Origin of the sequence: Janthinobacterium sp. RA13, from assembly GCF_000745325.1 — a bacterium.
In the GTDB taxonomy this organism is placed as follows: Bacteria; Pseudomonadota; Gammaproteobacteria; order Burkholderiales; family Burkholderiaceae_D; genus Janthinobacterium; species Janthinobacterium rivuli.
Map to the genome: position 1 here is coordinate 5,683,170 of NZ_JQNP01000001.1, position 21,397 is coordinate 5,704,566.

The following is a 21,397-nucleotide window of genomic DNA, read 5'->3' on the forward strand; positions in this document are numbered from 1 at the left end:
CTTGCGTGTGCTGCCGGGAGCGGGAATTACTGCGCCGCTGCTGCCGCTGCTGCCGGTGCCGCTGCCGTGGCAGGACGGTTCAGCCACAGGATCCAGTAACGGGCCAGGTCGCCCACGCCGTCGCCGCCCTTGACCGTTTCCAGCACCTTAATGGCGTCGTCTTTCTTGCCGGCCATGGCGTAGGAATAGCCGAGGCGCAGCTTGGCGTCTTCAACGCGCTTCAGGCCGCCCTTGGCGATGCCTTTCTGGATCAGGTCGATACCTTTGTCGAACTGGTCCATCGTCACGAAGGCGTAGCCGAGGTTGATCAAGCCCGTGCCATCCTTGCTCTTCATGGCCGAGGCTTCGCCGCTGGCGATGTTTTTCGCATCGTCGGCGGCAGCCTTGCTGGCCTGGTCGCGCAGTTTCTTGTGCTTGGCGGCATTCGCGCCCGTGCCCAGCACGCCTTTGGCAAAGCCGGCGTCGAGGACTTTTTTCGCTTCCGTCGGGAAGGCGTTCTGCAAGGCGATTTCAGCCATGTCGCTGTAGTCCTGTGGCGGCATGGTGCCGACGGCCTGGAATTGCAGGCGCAGCACGTCCAGCGCGAAGCGGTCCGAATAACCGGCCTTGCCTTGCAAGCGGCCCAGCAGGTCGCTCCAGTAGTCGTCCGACGGGTAGTAGCGCACCAGGTTTTCCATGGCGATCAGATAGGTGGCCGGATCCTTGCTTTTCGATCCCGTGTTGGCCAGCAATTGCAGTTCTTCGATGCTCGGCGTCTTGCCCGCTTGCTGCTTGGCCGTCACGTCGGCCATCAGTTCCTGCTTGGCGCGCGCGAAATCGTTGCTGAAGTAATAGGCGCGGATGATGTAGGGACGCACGGTGGCCACGTCTCCCGTTGCCGTCTGGTAACGGGTGAACCATTTGATGGCGTTCGGGTAATCCTTGGCGTTGTAGTGGTAGTTCGCTAGTGCCTGGATGAAGTCGCCTTCCGATTTCTTGTCCAGCTTGCCCGATTCGATCACCGCTTCCAGCGCCGTCATGGCCATCGGTGCATTGTTGGTGGTCGAGGCCAGCGCCACGCGCAGGCGGTTCAGCACGAACGTTTCATACGGCGTCAGGGCCGGAATGGCGGCAGCCTGGTCGATGCGGCTTTGCACGTCGGCGTAGTTCTTGGCATCCATCGATGCCTTCACGACGGTCGGATCGAGCAGCTTGAACACTTCAGGGCGCACGGAGTCGGCCGGAGCGGCAGCGGCGGCGGCTGGCTTGGCATCCTGCGCATGCGACAGGGATGGCAGGACATTGAGGCCGATGGCGGCCAGGAGCAGACTAAGACGGGCAAGACGGAATTGGGACATGGGTTATCCTTCAATCAATAACAAAAATACGCACCTGCACTGGCAGCCGCAACATCGGGTAGTGGCTTTGCCAGAGGGGCAAGGAAGCTCGAAAAAACATCATTCTGCCAGTCTGTGTGCACAAGTCAAACAGAAGCGGCATGATACAAAACGGCTATTGTCACATAAACGGCTGAGCGGGTGCGGCAAACGTGCGCGCCAGGGCTTGCCCTTTTGCATCGAACAGCAGGCAGCGCTGCGGCGGCAGATGCAGGCGCATGGCGTCGCCCGCCTGGCGCATGCCTTCCTCGGCCGGCAGCTTAACGGCCAGCATTTCGGCCAGCATCTCGTTCACGCCCGGCATGCTGGCGTACACGATGGCCACGTCGCCCAGGTATTCGACATGGCTGACGGCCGCGTCGACCACGTTGTCGCCTGCATCGTTCGCGTGCCGCAGGCTGACATGCTCGGCGCGTATGCCCAGGGTCAGCTGGTCGCCCGGCGCCACGCTCCCGCCCTGCGCTTCGACGTCGATGACGGCGCCGCCGGGCAGGCGCACGGCCACCGAGCCGGGGCTGCTGGCGACGGCCTCGCAAGCGACGAAGTTCATCTTCGGCGCGCCGAGGAAGCCGGCCACGAACAGGTTGCCGGGATTGTTGTACAACTCGTGCGGACTGCCCACTTGCTCGATGCGCCCGCCGTTGAAGACGACGATGCGCTCGCCCAGGGTCATCGCCTCGACCTGGTCGTGCGTGACGTAGATCATGGTGGTTTTCAGTTCCTGGTGCAGGCGCGAAATTTCCACGCGCATCTGCACGCGCAACGATGCATCGAGGTTCGACAGCGGCTCGTCGAACAGGAAGACCTTGGGCTTGCGCACGATGGCGCGGCCGATGGCCACGCGCTGGCGCTGGCCGCCCGACAGATCCTTCGGCTTGCGTTTCAACAGTGGCGTGATCTGCAGGATCTCGGCCGCGCGTTCGACGGCGGCGCGCACCTCGGCCTTCTTGTGCCCGGCCAGACTCAGGGCGAAGGCCATGTTCTCGTACACCGTCATGTGCGGGTACAGGGCGTAGCTCTGGAAAACCATGGCCAGGCCCCGTTCGGCCGGCGCGACGTCGTTGGCCAGCTGGCCGCCGATATGCAGCTCGCCATCCGTGATGTCTTCCAGCCCGGCGATCATGCGCAGCAGGGTCGATTTGCCGCAACCGGACGGCCCCACGAAGACGACGAATTCGCCGTCGCGGATATCGAGGTCGATGCCGTGGATGACCGGGTGCTTGTCGTCGTACAGCTTGACGATGTTCTTTAATGCGATGTGTGCCATGGACTGTGCGATTCCTAGCTTGCGCTGGCCGGCGCGGAGGCTGCGCCGGCGTCAGATGGGTCGGAGGACTCCTTCGGGCCGATGCGCATGAAGCGCGACAGGATCAATACGGGCACGGCCGACACCAGCACCCACAGGAAGAAAGTCTTGTAGCCGAGCGCCGTCTGGATGTCGCCGCTGATCATCTTGAACAGAACGGAACCGAGCTGCATCACGCCGGTGGCAAACGCATAGTGGGCCGTCTGGTACTTGCCGACGGAGACCACCTGCATCATGAACAGGATCAGGCCGACGAAGCCGAAGCCATAGCCGAACATCTCCACGCTGAGCGCGGCCGTGATCAGGGTCAGATCGGTCGGCATGCTGTGGCTCAGGTAATAGAACACCAGGTTCGGCAAGTTCATGGCCAGGATCAGGAAGAACATGGCACGCTTGAGGCCCAGCCAGGAAGTGAAGTAGCCGCCGCCGATGCTGCCCAGCAGGAACGCGACGGTGCCGGCCGTGCCGTACACGGCGCCCACTTCCGTCGTCGACAGGCCCAGGCCGCCCAGTTCGCGCGCTTCGCGCAGGAACAGCGGGCCGATGGTCTGCACTTGCGCTTCGCCCGCGCGGAACAGGATGATGAAGGCGATCATGCCCCAGATGCCGGGCTTTTTCAGGAAGTCCACCAGCACGTCCCACAGGGTGCGGCTGATGCCTGCCACGCTCTTGTCGGCCACGGCCGCGTTGCGCACCTGCGGCAGGGCCCACAGGTGGTAGGCGGCCAGCGACAGCATCATGGCGCCGATGATCAGGAAGATCACCGACCATGCCGGCTTGATGCCGATTTTTTTCTCCAGGTAGCCGGCCAGGATCACCAGGCCGCCCAGCGAGATGAACTTGCCCGCATTGAAGAAGGCGCCTTGCCAGCCCGCGTAGGCGGCCTGCTGCTTGTCCGACAGGCTGGCGATGTACAGGCCGTCGCAGACGATGTCGTGCGTCGACGAGGCCAGCGCGGCGACGAACAGCACGGCGATGCAGGCGGCGAACCACAGCGGCGTTTGCAGGGCCAGCGCGATCAGGCCCAGGCTCAGGCCGCCAAGGAACTGGAACAGCACCACCATGGTCTTCTTGCTCGAGGCCAGTTCCATGAAGGGGCTCCACAGCGACTTGAAGACCCAGGCAAAGCCGATCAGGCCCGTCCAGCGGGCGATCTGGTCGTTCGGCACGCCCATGCTCTTGAACATCAGGCCGGCCACCAGGGCCACGGCGTAGAACGGCAAGCCCTGGGCGAAGTACAAGGTGGGCACCCAGGAAATCGGGCTGCGGACTTTTTTGCTGATGCTGATGCGCTGGTCGTGCATGGAGGCTTCCTTATCGAGAGACGTTTTCATTTGACTGCGCCGTCCATGCCGCGCATGAAGAAGCGTTGGGTAAACAGGAAGGCGAGCAGGGTCGGCACGATGGTGATCAGGGTGCCGGCCGCGATCACGCGCGTGCTGCTGCCGAAGGTGCCGCGCAAATACAGCACGCCGACAGAAAGCGGGAATTCATCGGGCTTGCTCATGACGATGGAAGGCCAGATGTATTCATTCCACGATTCGACGGCCGTCAGGATGCCGACGGTGGCCAGCCATGGCGTAATCAGGGGCAGCATGATGCGGCTGAAGATGACCCACTCGGACGCGCCATCGACACGCGCCGCGTCGATCAGGTCTTGCGGCACTTCCTCGAATGCCTGCTTGAGCAGCAAGATGGCCACGGCCGTCACCACGTTGGGCAGGATTACGCCCGTGTAGGTGTCGACCAGGCTCATTTGCGTGATGGTGATGAAGTTGACGAGGAAGTTGACCTCGGACGGCAGCACCAGCGTGGCCAGGATCAGGCCGAACACCAGTTTGCGGCCGCGGAATTTCAGGCGCGCCAGCGGATACGCGGCCAGTGAACACAGCAGCAGCTTCCAGAACACGGTAAACACGGCGATCAGCACCGAGTTCCTGAAGAACGACCAGATCGGGATCGCATTGAACACTTCGATGAAGTTGGCCAAGGACGGCGCCTTCGGCCAGAAGGTGGGCGGAAAAGCAAAGATATTGCCTTGCGTGGAAATGGCCGTCACCAGGGTCCACCAGAACGGGAAGACGCAGACGACGGCGATCGCGCACAGCACGGCATAGTGGCCCAGGATGTGCAGGCGTGTTTTCAGGGGGCGGGAGCGTTTTTTCATGGTCAGTCCCGGTTAGCGGTGCTTCGGTTTCAGGTAGCGCAGGCACAGCAGGGCGATGGCTATGCAGAACAGCGAGACGACGAAGCTGGCCGCCAGCGCGCGCGGCAGTTTCAAGTGCTTGAGGCCCTGGTCATAGGCGTAGTACAGCGCCGTGAAGGTGGAGTTCATGGGCCCGCCTTGCGTCAGCACGTCGACTTCCTGGTACGCCTTCAGGGCCGCCAGCACGGACAGGATGGAGCACAGCATGATGGTCGGGCGCAGCATCGGCACGGTGATCTTCCAGAAGCGCTGCCAGCGGTTGGCGCCATCGAGCATGGCCGCTTCCTGCATGTCCGACGGTATCGATTGCAGGGCCGCCAGGTACATCACCATATACCAGCCCAGGCCGCGCCACAGGGTGACGAACATCACGGCAAACAGGGCCAGGCTGTCGTTCGACAGCCAGCCCACGGGCGCGTTGACGAGTTTTACGGTCATCATCACGTAGTTCAGCGCGCCCTGTTCATGAAACATGAAGCCCCACATGATGCCGACCACGGAAACGGTGGTCACCACGGGCACGTAGAAGGCGGCGCGGAACAGACGGATGCCGGGCAGGCGGTTGTTGACCAGCACGGCCAGGGTGATGGCGCCCACCTGTACGAAGGGCACCATCAGCAAAAACATCAGCGAGTTTTTCAGGCCCGAGACGAACATCTCGTTGTTGAAGATGTAGCGGAAGTTGTCGAGGCCGACGAAGCGCGTCTCGCGTATCAGGCTATAGTCGGTGAAGGCCAGCACGGAGCCATAGCCGACGGGCCAGAAGGAAAAGGCGGCCAGCAGCAGCAGGGCGGGGGCGAGGAACAGCCAGGCTTGCACGGTATGGCGGTGGGCGAGTTTCATGGTGTCCTCAGTGGCGCGGCAGGGTGGCCAGCTTGCGGTTCCAGATGGCGACGGCCTGGTCCAGCGCCTGCTGCACGTCCTGCTTGCCCGTGACCCCGGCTTCGACTGCCTTCACGAGCGAGCGGCGCAACTCGTCGTAGTCGTCGATGCCGGCCACGTACAGGGTGCGCGAGTGGCCCATCGACAGGGCGCCGGCGGCCACCGCCTTTTCAGCCGCGCCCGCGTTCTGCGGCGTGGCGAGAAAGAACGGGTCGGCCGCCGCTTTCACGGTGGTGGGAAAGACGCTGGCCTGTTTGGCGAAGGCCAGCTGGTTCTCGTCGTTCGTCAGGAAGCGCGCGAACTTGCCGACCGAGGGCAACTGGCGCGCCGGCACGCCTTTCGGAATGGCGAAGTGCACGAGCCAGCCGCCGTCGGCGATGCCGGTGGGGCCCAATGGCGCGGGCGCCACGTCGGTGATGGCGTAGATGTCTTTCGCATCGCCGCGGATGCGCTGCATGGCCGTCGGCGGCGCCAGCAGCATGCCCAGGCGGCCGCCCTTGTAGGCGTCGATCACGGCGGGGAAATTGTCTTCGGCGAACAGGCTTTCCTTCAGCAGGCCGCCGACCTTGTAGGTATCGGCCAGCTTTTGCACCAGCGCCACATGCTGCGGCGAATTGAAGACGGCGCGGTTGTTGGTGATGACGGCCAGGCCCTGCTGCATGAACAGGCCGTCGATTTTGGAGAGGGCGGGGGCGATGCCGGCCTTGCCCGTGCGTTGCGCGATCTGGCGTGCGAACGCCAGCTGTTCATCGAGGCTGGCGGGGCCGCGCGTGAGGCCCGCCTGCTTGAAAATGGCGGTATTGAAGGCGATCACCGCGACATTGCTGTACATGGGAAAACCGTAGGTGCCGCCCTTGAAGCGCAAGTCCGCCAGGGCGCTGGGAATGTAGCTGGCGCGCGCATCCGCGATCAGGCCATCGACGGGGGTGAGCAAGCCGTCGCGCGCGAATTCGTCGGCCCAGGGCACGTTCAGGCTGACCAGCGCGGGCGGCGTGCCGGCCACGATGCGCGTGACCAGCTTGGTCTGGATGACGTCCCATGGAAAATCGATCCATTCGATCTTGACGCCGGGATTTTGCGCCTCATAGCGCGCCACCACCGCATTGAAATACGGCGTGAACTTGGGCTTCATGCTGAAGGTCCAGAATTCGATTTTCTCGGCAGCCCATGCCTGCGGCGCGAGCATGCCCGCGCAGGCAACAACCGCCAACAGTCTCTTGATCGTCATTTTTATCCTGGAGCGCGAGGCTCCAATGTCCATGAGTCCGCGGCGCGGGTACATGCCCTTGCCGTCGCTTATATTCGGGTACTGCTGGCAGCCGCGCCCCGTGCCGGGGACGAAGCTGCCGGGTAGTGCTTAGTTGGTCTTGGTGACCTTGCTCAAGTGGCGCGGCGCATCCGGGTCCATGCCGCGCGCGGCCGACAGCTTGGCCGCCATCACGTAGAAGGACTGGATGGCGACGATCGGATCGAGGTCCGGCGTGGCCGCTACGGGCAGGGTCAGGTCGCGCTCGGCCACGTCGGCGGGCGCCGCCAGCAAGACCTTGGCGCCGCGCCCGCGCATCTCCGTGGCCAGTTGCAGCAGGCCGGCCTGCGTCGGGCCGCGCGTTGCAAAAATCAGCAGCGGGTAGCCGTCTTCGATCAGGGCCATCGGGCCGTGCTTGATTTCGGCGCCGCTGAAGGCTTCCGCCTGCAGGGCCGAGGTTTCCTTGAATTTCAGCGCCGCTTCCAGCGCCACGGGGAAGCTGATGCCGCGTCCCACGACCATGATGTTGCGGGCCGGGGCCAGCACGTCGATCGCTGGCGACCAGTCGACGCGGGTCGCTTCGAGCAGCGCTTCAGGCAGTGCTTCCAGGCCCGCCTGCAGTTCAGGGTCATTCTGCCACTGGGCCACCATGCGCGCACCGGCGACCAGGCTGGTAATAAAACTCTTGGTGGCGGCGACGCTTTGTTCCTTGCCGGCGCGCAGGGGCATGGCCCATTCGGCGGCGTGCGCCAGCGGCGACTCGATATCGTTGACGAGGGCCACGGTGGTGGCGCCGCCGTCGCGGAAGTAGCGGATCGGCTCGACCACGTCGGGACTCTGGCCCGATTGCGAAATCGAGATGGCCAGGGTGTCGCGCGTCACCAGCGGCGACTTGTTCAGGGTCACCAGCGACATCGGCAGGGACGCGACGACGCGGCCCAGGCGCGCCATGATCAGGTAAGCGACGTAGTTGCAGGCGTGGTCCGAGCTGCCGCGCGCGATGGTCAGCGCGGTCGAGAACGAGGTGCTCCTCAATTTGCGGCCCAGTTCCGCGTAGCGTTCCGTGTCGCTGGCCAGTTGCAGGGCGACGCATTCGGCGGCGGAAATGGCTTCTTTAAGCATCATTGAGGTCACAGATTTCTCCTTCTATATACACAGCTTTGAGTTTGAGATCGCGATCGAGTACCACCAGATCGGCGTAAGTACCGGGGGCCAGCCGGCCGCGTTCTTCCAGGCCCAGGTAATCGGCGGCGTTGGTCGACACGCGCTTGGACGCGTCGGCCAGGTCCAGTCCCAGTCCCACCAGGTTGCGCAGCGCCTGGTCCAGGGTCAGGGTGCTGCCCGCCAAGGTGCCGTCGGGCAGGCGCACGCCGCCCATGCATTTCTGCACGGCGTGGCGGCCCAGCATGTATTCGCCGTCCGGCATGCCGGTGGCGGCGGTCGAATCGGTGACGCAGTACAGGCGCGGGATGGCGCGCAGGGCCACCTTGATGGCGCCCGGATGCACGTGCAGCAGGTCGGGAATCAGTTCGGCGTATTCGGCGTGCGCGAGGGCGGCGCCGACCATGCCCGGCTCGCGGTGGTGCAGGCCGCTCATGGCGTTGAACAGATGCGTAAAGCCCATGGCGCCGTGTTCCAGCGCGGCCACGCCGTCTTCATAGGAACCGAGCGTATGGCCGATCTGCACGCGCACGCCGGCGTCGGCCAGCGCACGCACCAGGTCCAGGTGGCCGGCGATTTCCGGCGCCACGGTGATGACGCGCAGCTTGGCCAGGGTTTGCAGGCGTTCGATTTCAGCCAGCGTGGCGGCGCGCGCGTAGTTGGGCTGCGCCCCGAGCTTGCCGGAATTGATGTACGGGCCTTCCAGGTGGGCGCCCAGCACGCGCGCCGTGTTCGGGCGGCGGTGGTTGGCGGCGATGCCGATGGCCGTCAAGGCCATGTCGATGTCTTCCGGCGGCGCCGTCATGGTGGTGGCCAAGAGGCTGGTGGTGCCGTGGCGCGCATGGATGGCCGCGATGGTGTAGACGGCTTCGCCGCCTTCCATGATGTCCTTGCCGGCACCGCCATGCACGTGCAGGTCGATAAAGCCGGGCAAAATATAGTCGTCGCTGTTGCTCGACGGGTGGAGGGAATCGCCGGTGATGCTGTCGACGCGCTCGCCGAAGGCGATGGCGCCGTGGATCCAGCCGCCGGGGGTAAGGATATTGCCTTTGATAGTGCTGCTCATCTGCGCGACTCCGCTACGAATTCATAATAATCACTGCGGCAATACGAGTGGGTCAGTTCCACCGCTGCGCCGTTGTCGAGATAACTGACACGGGTGATGTGCAGCATGGCTTCACCCGTCTTGATATTGGCCAGCTTGGCCTGTTCCGCCGTGGCGTTGACGGCGCGGATATGCTGCAGCGCGCGCATCGGGATGGTGCCGCGCGACTCCAGGTAGCCGTACAGCGAATCGGTCACCTGCTGCGGATCCGGCATGTACAGCGCGGGGATGGTGGTCGTTTCGATCGCCATCACCACTTCGTCGGCCGTGCGCAGGCGGCGCAAGCGCGCCACCGGCATGTGCGGCGACAGGCCCAGCGACAGCAGTTCCAGCGGCGCGGCCGAGCCGATATCGCGCTGCAGCCAGCGCGAGCCGGCCGTAAAGCCCCGCTGGCGCAATTCTTCCGAAAAGCTCGTCAGGCGCGACAGCGGCTGTTCCAGCTTGGGCGTGATGTAGGTGCCCGAGCCGCGCTTGCGCGTCAGCATGCCCCGGTCACACAGCATGTCGATGGCCTTGCGCGCCGTGACGCGCGAGATTTCCAGGATGTCCGACAGCACGCGCTCGGAAGGCAAGGCCTGGTTGGCGCGCCAGTCGCCGCTGGCGATGCCGTCCGATAGCATGTTCGCCAGCTGCATGTAGAGCGGCGTGTCGCTGGCCGGATTGGGTTTGAAGGTGGACAGTTTGGCCAGCATGGTCATTGCTCCTGCAAGTACTTGCGTATCAGGCGCAGACCGCCTGCGGCCGAGTCGCCCTGTGCCGGCACGACCAGTTGCAACAGTTCCGCCGGCAGGTAGGCCGACAAGGGCGCGGCCAGGCCGCCGCACAGGGCCACGGGCAAGGCGCCGGCCGGGTCGAGGGCCCTGGCGATCAGCGCGATCTGCCGGCCCGCGTCGACCAGGATGGTGCGCGCCACGGCATTGCTGGCCGCGTGTTCGAGCACCAGGCGCGCCAGTTGCGCGAAATTGGTCTGACTGGCGGCCGCCAGCCACACTTGCATGGCGTCGCGCTGGCCGCCGCAGGCGTCGATGATGGCCGTGGCGAAGGCGCTGCCGGGCACGCGCCCGTCGACCACTTGCTGCGCGTGGTTGATGGCGCGCATGCCGATCCAGGCGCCGCCCGCCTCGTCGCCGGAAGGGAAGCCCCAGCCGCCCACTTCATGGCGGCTGCCGTCCGCGTGCAGCACTTCGCCCACGCTGCCCGTGCCGATGGCCACGATGGCGCCCGGCTGGCCCGCGTGCGCGCCCAGCAGGGTGGTCAGGGCATCCGATTCGAGCGCCACAAAGGCATAGCCGGGATTGTGTTCGACGAAGCTGGCGGCCCACTGCTTGTTGTGCACGCCGGCCAGGCCCAGGCCGATGGCCATGCGCTGCAACGATGGCTGTTCCAGGCCGGCCGCGCGGAAGGCCAGGGTGACGGCGTGCGCCACGGAGGTCCAGGCCCGTTCGATGCCCAGTCCCAGGCCGGATGGGCCGCTTTGTCCCTGCGCCAGTTCCTCGCCATCGAGGCGCGCCAGGCGTACGCGGGTTCCGCTGCCCCCGCCGTCGACGCCGATTATGTATTCGATCATGTTGTGCAGTCCCGCGTTTGGTTGAATGCGCCTGTCTCGGTTCTTTTATTTGTCGGGCGGCGAAAAGCTGAAGGCACTATATTGTTGCCCCGATGGCTAGTCAAGAGGTATTTAAGTGGTATTGTAAAATAGTGTGGCGCTTGGCACGGCCTGCCCGAGGGGTGGCTTGCAAGTCATTGTTAGTAAAGGAATTTTTGTATGACGTGAATGGTATTGAAATTGGCCTTGTTTAATGCCAATTTTTTCGCACTGGTCTGCGCCGCGCGCTGTGGTGTTGCTTGTGTGCATGCTTGGCAAGGGACGCCATGAAGAGTAAAGTCCGCCTTTTACACCTGAGTTGGAAGAGCATGATGAACGACAAGGCAGCAAAGAGCGAGTACTGGGACGACTGGCAGCAAGAGGCGCTGGCCGCCGGTGTGTCGGCGCCGCTGGCCAAGCTGGGCATGGAAATGATGCGCACGCACCGCAAGAACCGCTGGCCGAAGGATTTCCTGGGCCGCGAAAGCGATGGTCCGGTCATGATCGAAATGTGCCTGGAAGACGAGGCCGAAACGGAATTGTTCTTTATCGAGAACCTGCATCCCTACGATGCGGAGCTGATCGAAAAGACGCGCCGCCGCCTGTGCCTGCACTGAGTGTGCGCTGACGCGTGACTGGAACGGCCGCCCTGTGCGGCCGTTTTGCTTTTCGGCTGGCATTTTCATGGGGGAGTGTCATAATGGCCCAGGCATTTTCGCCCAGGTATGGAGTAGATAATGAGCAAGGCACAGGACAGCAAGAAAGAAGCCAAGAAGGAACCGGCCAAGACCATGAAGGAAAAGAAGGAAGCCAAGAAGGTCAAGAAAGAAGAGCGCAAGCGCTGATCATGCGCCTGCGCCGTTCATTGACGCGCCCGTGGCGTGCGCCGGCCCTGCTGGCGGCGTTCGCCCTGCTGGCCACTGGCGTGCCCGTGTCCGGCGTGCTGGCGCAGCAAAAGCCGCCGCCGTCCACGTTCGGGCAAGTAGTGGGCAATGCCGTGCTGTGCATCGACCAGATCGACAACAAGGCCTTCTATGCCTATCTGCTGACGGCTTTCGGCCCCGCCTACAAGCATGAAGGGGGCGCCTACTGGTTCCGCACGGATGCCACCTTGTGGGGCGCGCCGATTACCGACGTGATCGTCAGCGACGACACCAGTCCCCTCGTCTTCATGGGCGTGGTGGCGGACTCGACGCCGGAAAAGCTGGAGCCGGCCATCCGCGGCGTGTCGGGCCTGCGCTTCAATAAACTCGACAATTCCGCCTTTCCTGTCCGTGGTTCCGTGCCTGGCAGTAAAATCGTCTACTTCCGCAGCAAGGCAAAAGTGTATTGCGCCAAATACAAGCCGTTGCCGCCCGCCCGCACCCGATGAGGGGTTCGGCTTGCCGCCGCGCATTTTGATCGTTTCATCCGCAGGGTCTCCATGTACACGCATTATTTCCAGCTCAATCAATCGCCGTTTTCGATCGCCCCCGATCCGCGCTACCTGTTCATGAGCGAACGCCACCGCGAAGCGCTGGCGCATTTGCTGTATGGCGTGGGCAGCGGCGGCGGCTTCGTGCTGCTGACGGGAGAAATCGGCGCCGGCAAGACCACCGTGTGCCGCTGCTTCATGGAGCAGATTCCGGAAAACTGCCAGCTCGCGTATATCTTCAATCCGAAACTGTCCGTCGAGGAATTGCTGCTGTCGATCTGCGAGGAATTCCGCATCGCCGTGGCGCCCGGCGTGTCCAGCGTGAAAGGCTATGTCGACGCCATCAATGCGCACTTGCTGGCCAGCCATGCGCAGGGCAAGAACAATGTGCTGATCATTGACGAAGCGCAAAACCTGTCCGCCGCCGTGCTGGAGCAATTGCGCTTGCTGACCAACCTGGAGACGAGCGAGCGCAAGCTGCTGCAGATCATCCTCATCGGCCAGCCGGAGTTGCGCGCCATGCTGGCCCGGCCGGAACTGGAGCAGCTGGCGCAGCGCGTGATCGCCCGCTATCACCTCGGTTCGCTGACGGCGGACGAGACGGCCAGCTATATCCGCCACCGCCTGGCCGTGGCGGGCAGCACGGCGCAGACGCCGTTCGCGCCCCGTTTGATGGCGCAAATTCACGCCATGAGCCACGGCGTGCCGCGCCGCATCAACCTGCTGTGCGACCGCGCGCTGCTGGGCGCTTACGTGGAAAACCAGCCGCAGGTGACGCGCCAGATCCTGCGCCGTGCCGCCGAGGAAGTGTTTGCGGAAGAGGGCAAGCCGGCTGCCGGACGGGGCCTGCGCTGGCCCCACGTGGCCGGTGGCGTGCTGGCTGGCGCCGTGGTCACGGCCGCGCTGGCCTGGCATTTCATGCCGCATGCGCCTGCCACAGTGGCCGTGGCGACAGCACCTGCCGTGGTGGCGCCGGCAGCGCCCGCTGCGGCAAGTGTTCCTGCGCCCGCGCCCGCTAGCGTGCCGGACCGCAACGCCATGCTGCGCCAGCTGGCCAGCCTGTGGGGCGAGCAGTTGCCGGCCGGCGACGCTTGCCAGGCGGGCGCGCGCGCCGGCCTGCGCTGCCTGCACAGCCGTGGCGGCATCGCAGAGCTGCGCGTGCTGGACCGTCCCGCCCTGCTGGCCTTGCGCGACGGGGAGGGCAGGGAACAGCTGGCGCTGCTGACGCGCTTGCAGGACGAGACGGCCACCTTGATGCTCGACGGTAAGCAGCAAAGCCTGCCGCTGTCCCAGCTGGCGCAGCGCAGCGATGGCGGTTTCACGACCTTCTGGCGCGCCCCGCGTAGCTGGCGCGACGAGGTGCCGCTGGGCGCCCGCGGCGCGGACGTGGACTGGCTGGCGCAGCGCCTCGCGCAACAGCGGGGCTTGCCGGCGCCGGCCGCCAATCTGCCGCTCGACGCCGAGATGCAAGGCCAGCTGCGGGCTTTCCAGCAAAGCCAGAACCTGCGGGCCGATGGCCTGGCGGGTCCGAAAACGTATATACGCCTGATGCAGCTGGGTGACAATTCGGAGCCGCGCCTGAGCAGCGCAGCTCCTGCCGTGGCGGCGTCCGCTGCGACGGCGATGGTGGCGGGGAAATAAGATGTCCTACATACTAGAAGCACTGAAAAAATCGCAAGCCGAGCGCCAACTTGGCGAGTTGCCGTCGATCCACGCACCGCAAGTGCAGTTGCACGATGCCGCCTCGTCCGGCGCGGCGCGGCGCGCGCCCGTCTGGCTGGCGCTGGGCGGCGTGACGGTAGCCGTGGTGGCCGCATTGCTGCTGTGGCAGCCTTGGCAGGCAGCAGCCACCGCACCGGCGGCCGTTGCTGTCGTCCCGACTGTGCTGGCCCAGGCTGTGCCCGCGCCGATGCCGGTAGCTGCGCCACCGGCGACCCCCGCGCCTGCGCCAGTTCCCGTTGCGCAAGTCACGCCCGTGCCGCCAGCGGCCACCGCCGCGCCCGTGCACCATGCCAGGCCTGTGGCGGAACCAAAGCAGGAGTCGCCCGGTCAGGCCGCGCCGTCTGTCCCCGCTCCGGCGCCTGCCGTGCCCGTACCTGCGCCTGCTGCCGAAGAGACCGTGCCCGGCATGCGCGACTTGCCAGAGCCGATACAGCGGCAAATCCCTGCGGTCGCCATCGGCGGCTATATCTATTCGAAGAATCCGGCCGACCGACTGCTGCTGATCGACAAGGTCTTGCGCCACGAAGGCGAGGAGCTGGCGCCGGGACTGGTGCTGGAAAAATTGCAGCCGAAGGCGGCCATCTTCAGTTTCAAGGGCTATCGCTACCGCGTGCCGTACTGAGTTGTTGTGCATCAAGGCCGGGCCGCCATAGCTGAACCATACTGGCCAGGCCTGGTCGAACCAGGGTCGCTGCGACCGTGTGCGCGGCCGGGGAGGTCCGATGATTGCTGCCGCAGCTGCTGGTGAGGGTGTTCTGGATGTGGGTGTGCCTGGAAACCTGGCGCGCATCGACCACATCGTCGTGCTGATGATGGAAAACCGCTCGTTTGACCACATGCTCGGCTACCTGAGCCTGGAAGGCGGGCGCGCCGATATCGATGGCTTGCAGGCCAGCCATGCCAATGTGCATGCGGGCGTCAGCTACCCCGTGCACCATTTGCGGCGCACGGCCTTTGGCCCGCAGCAAGACCCGTCGCATACGGGCATGTCGGTGGCGCAGCAATTGCAAAACAATAATGGCGGCTTTGTCGACGACTATGCGCAAACGCATCCGGGCGACCCCGACATCGATCTGGTGATGGGCTACTACAATGCATCCGACTTGCCCATGTACGATTTCCTGGCGCGGGAGTTCTGCGTCTGCGACCGCTGCTACAGTTCCGTGCCGGGCGCCACCTGGCCCAACCGCCTGTATGCCATCAGCGGCAAGGCGGCCGGCAGCCACGACAGCAAGCGCGTGCCCCTGTATGCGAACAAGTCCTTCGTGCGCCACCTCGAGCGTGCCCAGGTCAGCTGGAAATTCTATTCCGCCTGGAAGCCCTGGAGCCTGGCGCTGACGGACGACCATTACCGCTCGTCGGAAATGTACGAACCGTTCGGCTCCAGCGCGCGCCGCTATGGCTTCATCGGCGATGCGCTGGCGGGCGCCTTGCCCTCCGTCAGCTGGATCGATCCGCATTTCTTTGACAATGACGACCACCCGCCGGCCGATATCCGCGCCGGCCAGGCGCTGGTGGCGCAGGTCTACCAGGCCCTGTCGCGCGGACCGGCCTGGGCACGCACCTTGCTCATCCTCAGCTATGACGAGCACGGCGGCTTTTTCGACCATGTGCCGCCGGGCCCCGCCATCGATGACGATCCCGCGTTTCGCCGCTACGGCGTGCGCGTGCCCATGCTGCTCGTGTCGCCGCTGATCGCGCCGGGCAGCGTCAGCCACGAGGTGGTCGATCACACGTCGATCATCAAAACCATTTTGCAGCGCTTTTGCCGCGCCGCCGATGGCGCCTTGCCCCAGATGGGCGCGCGCGTGGCGGCCGCCAGTGGCTTGGGCGCCGTGCTGACCCTGGCGCAAGCGCGCGCGGCGCCCGCCGTGCCCGCTGCTGTGCTGGCGCAGCGGGCCGCATGGGAGGCGGACGTGCGGGCGCAGGATTTTACGCCGCTGGCGCCCGCTTGCCAGCCTGATGGCGAAGTGGCGGCCGCTGCCGCCGTACCGTTCCAGTCCGATGCCGAGGCCGGCGCGATCGCCGCCCACCGGCAATTGGCACGCACGGCCAGGAATGCGCAGGCGGTGAATAGTAAAACCGTGGGAACGACAGCGCCGAAGTCCACAGGCAGGCGCCGGCGGCAGGTGTCCGCCGGCGCGAAGAATGGTGGAAAACCTGGCGGCGCTTGACTTGGGCGATGCGCGGGGCAATGCAGGGCGCCTGTGCCGGATGGTCGCGTCCGTGGGGCTGCGTATAATCATTCCTTCTCAATCAAGGAGTGACCATGCACGATGCGATGCCCACACACCCGGTACTCGGTGTGATCGGCCGTTCCGGTAGCGGCAAGACGACCCTGCTGGAATTTGTGGTGAAGGAACTGGCGGCGCGCGGCTTGCGCGTCAACCTGGTCAAGCACAGCCACCATGATCTGGCGCTGGAACCGCCGCAAAAAGACAGTGCCCGCCTGCGCCTGGCCGGGGCGGCGGAAGTGCTGGTGGCGTCGCCGTACCGTTTTGCCATCGTGCATGAGCTGCGCGGCGCGCCCGAGCCGAGCCTGGCGCAGCAATTGTCCCGCATGGGGCCGGCAGACCTGACCCTGGTCGAAGGTTTCAAGACGGATCCCATTCCCAAGCTGGAAGTGTTCCGCCCGGAAGTGGGACAGGCACCCCTGTATCCGCACGACCCGCATGTGATCGCCGTGGCCTCCGATAGCCCGGCGCCGGCCGACTTGCGCGAAGGCGTGGAATGGTTGGACTTGAATGCGCGCGAGCACGTGCTGGCCTGGCTGCTGCTGCAGTTGGAAAATAAGCTGGAAAAATAAGTTAAAGGTTTGCCGCGGCCATCCGTTAATACTGGTAGAACCTCATTGGAGAAACGTATGGACGTCGGAAGCATTGCTCAACTGTCAACCACGATGGCGGAGACAGGCACGCGGCAAGCCGTCGGCTTGACTGTCCTGAAAAAAGCCCAGGATATCCAAAGCTCGACCGCCACTGCCTTGCTGGCAGCGTTGCCACCGGTACAGTCGGCGCCTAGCCTGCCGGCTCACCTCGGTAACCGCATCAACACGACCGCCTGAGCGCAGTCCCGCGGCGCCACTCTGGCGCTTGCACTACTTTACGCCCACACCACCGTCATCAACGGTGGCGAGTGGGCGTTTTTGTCTGTCTTTCCGCTTTCCCCCTCCCTCTATAAAATTGACTGATTGAAGATGGTTCGCCATGGCGCGGCCGATTCAGTAGAATGACGTCCATCACCTCGCGTTGCCCATCTTGCAGCCCGGGGCGTGCCGTGATTTGCCGCGATTACTTATCGATTACTTTGACCCATGCAAGAGGATTTTCCATGAACAAACGTCAAGCTCTCATCGCCGCCGCCCTCGCGGGCATCTGTGCCGGCACCACTCTCAACGCGGCCGCGCACGATGGCCCCGCTCCTGGCGACAAGGAAAAATGCTATGGCGTGGCCAAGGCAGGGCAGAACGATTGCGCCTCGTCCGATGGCGCGCATTCCTGCGCGGGCCAGGCGGTGGCGGACAACCTGCCGACCGAATGGACTTATGTTGCCAAGGGCACGTGCGAACAGGCGGGCGGCTCCGTCAAGCCCATCAAGGCCGGCAAGGCTGCCAAACCGGCCACGCAGCCCTAAGCGTCCGCCGCCTGCCCATGCCGCCGCCCATCCAGGCGCTTGCCGGCGTCGGCCTGCGCGCCGCGCATTACCGCGACTTCCTGGCGCGCAGGCCCAAGGTCGGCTGGCTGGAAGTGCACACTGAAAACTACCTGCAGCCGTCGGGCTGGGATAATCATGTGCTGCAAGCCCTGCGCCAGGATTACCCGATCAGCCTGCATGGCGTCGGGCTGGGCCTGGGTTCCGCGCGGGGCTTTTCCGAAGCCCATTTGCAGCGTGTGCGCGCCGTGGTCGAGCGCATCGAACCGGCCCTCGTGTCGGAACACCTGAGCTGGGGCGCCGTGGCGCAGCAGCAACTCAATGATCTGTTACCGCTGGCCTTGAATGGCGCCGCCCTGGATTTGTTATGCGCACGAGTGGGGCGGGTACAGGACGTGCTGAAAAGGCCGATCTTGCTGGAGAATGTCTCCACTTGCCTGCGTTTTGCCGACGATGCCATGAGCGAGGCGCAATTCCTGGCAGAGCTGGCGCGCCGCAGCGGCTGCGGCCTGCTGCTCGATATCAATAACCTGTATGTGAACCAGTGCAACCACGGCGAAGACGCTTTGGCGGCCATGCAGTCGATCGCCCCAGGCAGCGTGGGCGAGCTGCACCTGGGCGGCCATCTGCTGACGCCGCACGCCGTGATCGACCATCATGGCGCCGCCGTGGCCGATCCCGTCTGGGATTTGTATGCGGCCGCCTTGCTGCGCTTTGGCGCCATGCCTACCCTGGTCGAATGGGATACGGACTTGCCCGCCCTCGATGTCCTGCTGGGCGAGGCGGACAAGGCGCAAGCCATGCTGGCGCGCCATGCGCCGCAAGCGCCATGGCAGGGAACGGTGCTGCCGTCCCCGCCGCCGCCCGTGTTGCTTGACGCGCTGGCGGCCGGCCAGCAAGCGTTTGCCATGGCCTTGCTCGATGCTGTGGCGCCCCTGCCAGCGTTCGCGGGAGAAGCCGTGCCGCAGCGTTTCTCGCTGTACCGCGGCAACGTGAGCACCACCTGGCGCCGCACCCTGGGCCACGCCTACCCCGTCGTGCTGGCGCTGGTGGGCGAGGCATTCTTTGGCGGCCTGGCGCGCGCGTATGGCCGCCAGTACCCGTCCGATAGCGCCGACTTGAATGAGTTTGGCGCCCGTTTCGCCGATTTTCTCGCCAGTTTCCCGCCTGTGGCCGACTTGCCCTACCTGCCGGACATGGCGCGCCTGGAATGGGCCGTGCACCTGGCCCATTACGCGGCCGATGCGCAGGGCCTGGCGCCCGAGTCGCTGGCCGCCCTGCATCCCGATCAACTGGAAGCACAGCGTTTCCGCTTGCATCCCGCTTGCGTCTTGCTGGCGTCCAGCTGGCAAGTGGCGGCCCTGTGGCAGGCGCATCAGGAAGGTGACGAGCAGGGGAAGTTTCCGCAGGCGATGCGGGTGGCCAGCTGGGCGCTCGTATGCCGGACGCGCTGGAAGGCGCAGGTGCTGGTAGTGGATGCGGCCGCGCATGCGGCCTTGGTCATGTTGCAGCAGGGGCAGACGTTTGGCGCCGCGCTCGATGCGGCGTTCGAGCTGGACCCGGCATTCGACCTGGCCGCCCACTTGCGCCAGTGGCTGGCGCATGCGGTATTGACGGCGTGACAGTTTACTCGAAGGCTCGCAGCAGGCGCGCTTCGCCCGTCTGATCGCGGTACAGGGCATTCGCGGCCAGGGTGGCGTCCATCATGCGCGTGACTTGCTCTTCTTCAAAGCGGGCCAGCTCGGCCGTGGCCGCGACGAGGGCCAGTTCCAGTCTGGCGCGCGCGCTCTGGTACAGGCTGCTGGTGTATTTGTCTGTGTTACGCAGCAATTCTTCCGCGTTTTCTATTACCTGGCGCAAGTCGCCGATCAGGCGTTCCTGGCTGCGCGTACCTTGTTCGGGCTGGTCCATGGCGCTCCCTTCCGCAATCGATATTTATCTGACAATAACGACGTGTTTGCAGCTTGATCCAGGCAGCCAGCTGGACGCATGGGGCCGCTTTCGCACCCCATGCGGGAATCAGACAGGAGCGACGACCGTGATACGGATATCGCCCACGCTGACGACCTGGCCGGCGCGGATCTTGGCGGTCTTGCGCAATTCCTTCTTGCCATCGACCTTCACCACGCCGCTATCGACCATGACCTTGCCTGCGCCACCGCTGTCGCACAGGCCGACCAGCTTCAACAGCTGGTTCAGCTCGACGAACTCGGATGTTAAATCAAAGCTTACTTTTTGCATTGTATCCCTTATTGCAACGATGTGTTTTCAACACTGAATGACGGTGTCAACTAAGATCATAGTTTACATGAAGCGAGGGAGAATGCAGGCTGAGCCTTAACTTTTGTTGGGCCGCGTCATCTCCAGGGGCACGATCCACGCACTGAATTGCTCTTCCGTCACAAAGCCCAGGGCCAGCGCCGCTTCCTTCAAGGTCGTGCCTTCATGCTGGGCCTGCTTGGCGATTTGCGCCGCCTTGTCGTAGCCGATGTGCGGCGCCAGCGCCGTGACCAGCATCAAGGAACGCTCCATCAGCTCGGCGATGCGTGCACGGTTCGGTTCGATGCCATGGGCGCAATGCTCGTCGAAGCTGCGCATGCCGTCGCCCAGCAGGCGCGCGCTTTGCAGGAAGTTGTGCGCAATCAAGGGCTTGAAGACGTTCAGCTCGAAATTGCCCGAGGCGCCGCCCACCGTGATGGCGACGTCGTTGCCGAACACCTGGCAGCACAGCATGGTCAGCGCTTCGCACTGGGTAGGATTGACCTTGCCCGGCATGATGGAGCTGCCCGGCTCGTTTTCAGGTATCGTGATTTCACCGAGGCCGGAACGGGGGCCGGAGGCCATCCAGCGCACGTCGTTGGCGATTTTCATCAGGGCCGTGGCCAGGGTTTTCAGCGCGCCATGGGCGGCGACCAGCGCATCGTGGGCGGCCAGGGCGGCAAACTTGTTGCTGGCCGTCTCGAACGGCTGGCCCGTCAGGCGTGCCAGCTCGGCCGCGATGCGGCCGGCAAATTCCACGTGGGCATTCAGGCCCGTGCCGACGGCCGTGCCGCCGGCGGCCAGTTGCAGCAGCGGCGGCAACGATGCCGTGATGATGTGCTCGGCAAAGTCCAGCTGCGCCACGTAGCCCGAGAATTCCTGGCCCAGGGTCAGCGGCGTCGCATCCTGCAAGTGCGTGCGGCCGATCTTGACGATGTCGGCAAATTCCGTCGCTTTCGCGTCCAGGGTGGCGCGCAGCTGGCGCAGCGGCGGCAAGACCGTGTTGGCGACGGCCAGGGCGGCCGCCACGTGTATGGCGGTGGGAAAGATATCGTTCGAGGACTGGCCCAGGTTGACGTCGTCGTTCGGATGCAGCAGGCGCTCGGCGCCACGCAAGCCGCCGATCAGCTCGGAGCCGCGGTTGGCCAGCACTTCATTCATGTTCATATTGCTTTGCGTGCCAGAGCCCGTCTGCCAGACGGCCAGCGGGAATTCTGCGTCGTGCTTGCCGGCCAGTACTTCGTCGGCCGCCTGCGTGATGGCGATGGCTTTCTTGCCATCTAGTAATCCCAAGTCCAGGTTGACGTGGGCGGCTGCGCGCTTGACGGTGGCCAGGGCGGCGATCAGTTCGGGCGGCATCTTTTCCGTGGAGATATGGAAGTGCTCAAGCGAGCGCTGCGTTTGCGCTCCCCACAGCCGGTCGGCGGGTACGTCGATCGGGCCGAAACTGTCGCGTTCGATTCTGCTACTCATGACATCCCTTT

General features: G+C 64.6%; 22 protein-coding genes. 9 read left to right on the plus strand and 13 right to left on the minus strand.

From position 1 onward, the window contains the following. Window positions 1–26 precede the first annotated feature (26 nt). The 10 genes from FG13_RS25120 to FG13_RS25165 form a co-directional block, all read right to left on the minus strand. The gene (locus tag FG13_RS25120) at window positions 27–1,337 is read right to left on the minus strand and encodes a tetratricopeptide repeat protein (RefSeq protein WP_035825436.1); all 1,311 of its coding nucleotides are present in this window, start codon (window positions 1,335–1,337) and stop codon (window positions 27–29) included. A gap of 160 nt (window positions 1,338–1,497) precedes the next feature. Next, entirely contained in the window at window positions 1,498–2,643 is a 1,146-nt protein-coding gene (locus tag FG13_RS25125) for an ABC transporter ATP-binding protein (protein WP_035825439.1), read from the minus strand. A 14-nt stretch (window positions 2,644–2,657) separates the two neighbouring features. After that, on the minus strand, window positions 2,658–3,986 hold the full coding sequence (locus FG13_RS25130; protein WP_051959439.1) for an MFS transporter: 1,329 nt from the start codon (window positions 3,984–3,986) through the stop codon (window positions 2,658–2,660). Window positions 3,987–4,012: 26 nt separating this feature from the next. Further along, window positions 4,013–4,849 (minus strand): carbohydrate ABC transporter permease, encoded by an 837-nt coding sequence (locus FG13_RS25135; protein ID WP_051959441.1) that lies wholly within the window; start codon window positions 4,847–4,849, stop codon window positions 4,013–4,015. 12 nt (window positions 4,850–4,861) lie between these two features. Further along, window positions 4,862–5,731, minus strand: coding sequence for a carbohydrate ABC transporter permease (locus FG13_RS25140; RefSeq protein WP_035825441.1), 870 nt, complete (start codon window positions 5,729–5,731; stop codon window positions 4,862–4,864). A 7-nt stretch (window positions 5,732–5,738) separates the two neighbouring features. After that, window positions 5,739–6,998 carry an ABC transporter substrate-binding protein gene (locus FG13_RS25145; protein ID WP_035825445.1) on the minus strand — a complete coding sequence of 420 codons (1,260 nt, stop codon included), beginning with the start codon at window positions 6,996–6,998 and terminating at the stop codon, window positions 5,739–5,741. Window positions 6,999–7,127: 129 nt separating this feature from the next. After that, on the minus strand, window positions 7,128–8,141 hold the full coding sequence (locus tag FG13_RS25150; protein ID WP_035825448.1) for an SIS domain-containing protein: 1,014 nt from the start codon (window positions 8,139–8,141) through the stop codon (window positions 7,128–7,130). After that, entirely contained in the window at window positions 8,131–9,243 is a 1,113-nt protein-coding gene (nagA, locus tag FG13_RS25155; RefSeq protein ID WP_035825449.1) for an N-acetylglucosamine-6-phosphate deacetylase, read from the minus strand. Before nagA ends, FG13_RS25150 begins: the two co-directional genes overlap by 11 nt. Beyond that, complete coding sequence (locus FG13_RS25160) at window positions 9,240–9,974, minus strand: GntR family transcriptional regulator (RefSeq protein ID WP_046685618.1); 735 nt, start codon at window positions 9,972–9,974, stop codon at window positions 9,240–9,242. Before FG13_RS25160 ends, nagA begins: the two co-directional genes overlap by 4 nt. Window positions 9,975–9,976: 2 nt before the next feature. After that, window positions 9,977–10,849 (minus strand): BadF/BadG/BcrA/BcrD ATPase family protein, encoded by an 873-nt coding sequence (locus tag FG13_RS25165; protein ID WP_035825451.1) that lies wholly within the window; start codon window positions 10,847–10,849, stop codon window positions 9,977–9,979. A gap of 347 nt (window positions 10,850–11,196) precedes the next feature. Between FG13_RS25165 and FG13_RS25170 the strand changes: the two genes are divergently transcribed. From FG13_RS25170 to bufB, 9 genes are all read left to right on the plus strand, one after another. Beyond that, window positions 11,197–11,484: a hypothetical protein gene (locus FG13_RS25170; RefSeq protein WP_035825453.1), complete on the plus strand. Its 288-nt coding sequence runs from the start codon at window positions 11,197–11,199 to the stop codon at window positions 11,482–11,484. A gap of 230 nt (window positions 11,485–11,714) precedes the next feature. Then, window positions 11,715–12,239, plus strand: coding sequence for a hypothetical protein (locus FG13_RS25175; RefSeq protein ID WP_035825456.1), 525 nt, complete (start codon window positions 11,715–11,717; stop codon window positions 12,237–12,239). 51 nt (window positions 12,240–12,290) lie between these two features. Beyond that, a complete protein-coding gene (locus tag FG13_RS25180) occupies window positions 12,291–13,922 on the plus strand; it encodes an AAA family ATPase (RefSeq protein ID WP_035825458.1) in 1,632 nt (543 codons plus the stop codon). A gap of 1 nt (window position 13,923) precedes the next feature. Next, window positions 13,924–14,625 carry a general secretion pathway protein GspB gene (locus FG13_RS25185; RefSeq protein ID WP_035825460.1) on the plus strand — a complete coding sequence of 234 codons (702 nt, stop codon included), beginning with the start codon at window positions 13,924–13,926 and terminating at the stop codon, window positions 14,623–14,625. Between the two features lie 100 nt (window positions 14,626–14,725). Beyond that, a complete protein-coding gene (locus FG13_RS25190; RefSeq protein ID WP_081922708.1) occupies window positions 14,726–16,177 on the plus strand; it encodes an alkaline phosphatase family protein in 1,452 nt (483 codons plus the stop codon). Window positions 16,178–16,272: 95 nt separating this feature from the next. Continuing rightward, the gene (mobB, locus tag FG13_RS25195) at window positions 16,273–16,809 is read left to right on the plus strand and encodes a molybdopterin-guanine dinucleotide biosynthesis protein B (RefSeq protein ID WP_035825466.1); all 537 of its coding nucleotides are present in this window, start codon (window positions 16,273–16,275) and stop codon (window positions 16,807–16,809) included. 57 nt (window positions 16,810–16,866) lie between these two features. Continuing rightward, entirely contained in the window at window positions 16,867–17,067 is a 201-nt protein-coding gene (locus FG13_RS25200) for a YjfB family protein (protein WP_034781856.1), read from the plus strand. A 266-nt stretch (window positions 17,068–17,333) separates the two neighbouring features. Beyond that, window positions 17,334–17,636: a BufA1 family periplasmic bufferin-type metallophore gene (locus tag FG13_RS25205; protein WP_035825469.1), complete on the plus strand. Its 303-nt coding sequence runs from the start codon at window positions 17,334–17,336 to the stop codon at window positions 17,634–17,636. A gap of 17 nt (window positions 17,637–17,653) precedes the next feature. Beyond that, window positions 17,654–19,276, plus strand: coding sequence for an MNIO family bufferin maturase (gene bufB, locus FG13_RS25210; protein ID WP_035825470.1), 1,623 nt, complete (start codon window positions 17,654–17,656; stop codon window positions 19,274–19,276). Between the two features lie 4 nt (window positions 19,277–19,280). Here the strand turns inward: bufB and FG13_RS25215 are convergent, their stop codons facing one another. From FG13_RS25215 to fumC, 3 genes are all read right to left on the minus strand, one after another. Then, window positions 19,281–19,565, minus strand: a complete 285-nt coding sequence (locus FG13_RS25215; RefSeq protein WP_035825472.1) for a hypothetical protein — start codon at window positions 19,563–19,565, stop codon at window positions 19,281–19,283. Between the two features lie 108 nt (window positions 19,566–19,673). After that, the gene (locus FG13_RS25220; protein WP_035825476.1) at window positions 19,674–19,895 is read right to left on the minus strand and encodes an RNA-binding S4 domain-containing protein; all 222 of its coding nucleotides are present in this window, start codon (window positions 19,893–19,895) and stop codon (window positions 19,674–19,676) included. A gap of 96 nt (window positions 19,896–19,991) precedes the next feature. Then, on the minus strand, window positions 19,992–21,386 hold the full coding sequence (fumC, locus tag FG13_RS25225; RefSeq protein WP_035825479.1) for a class II fumarate hydratase: 1,395 nt from the start codon (window positions 21,384–21,386) through the stop codon (window positions 19,992–19,994). Between the last annotated feature and the right edge of the window lie 11 nt (window positions 21,387–21,397).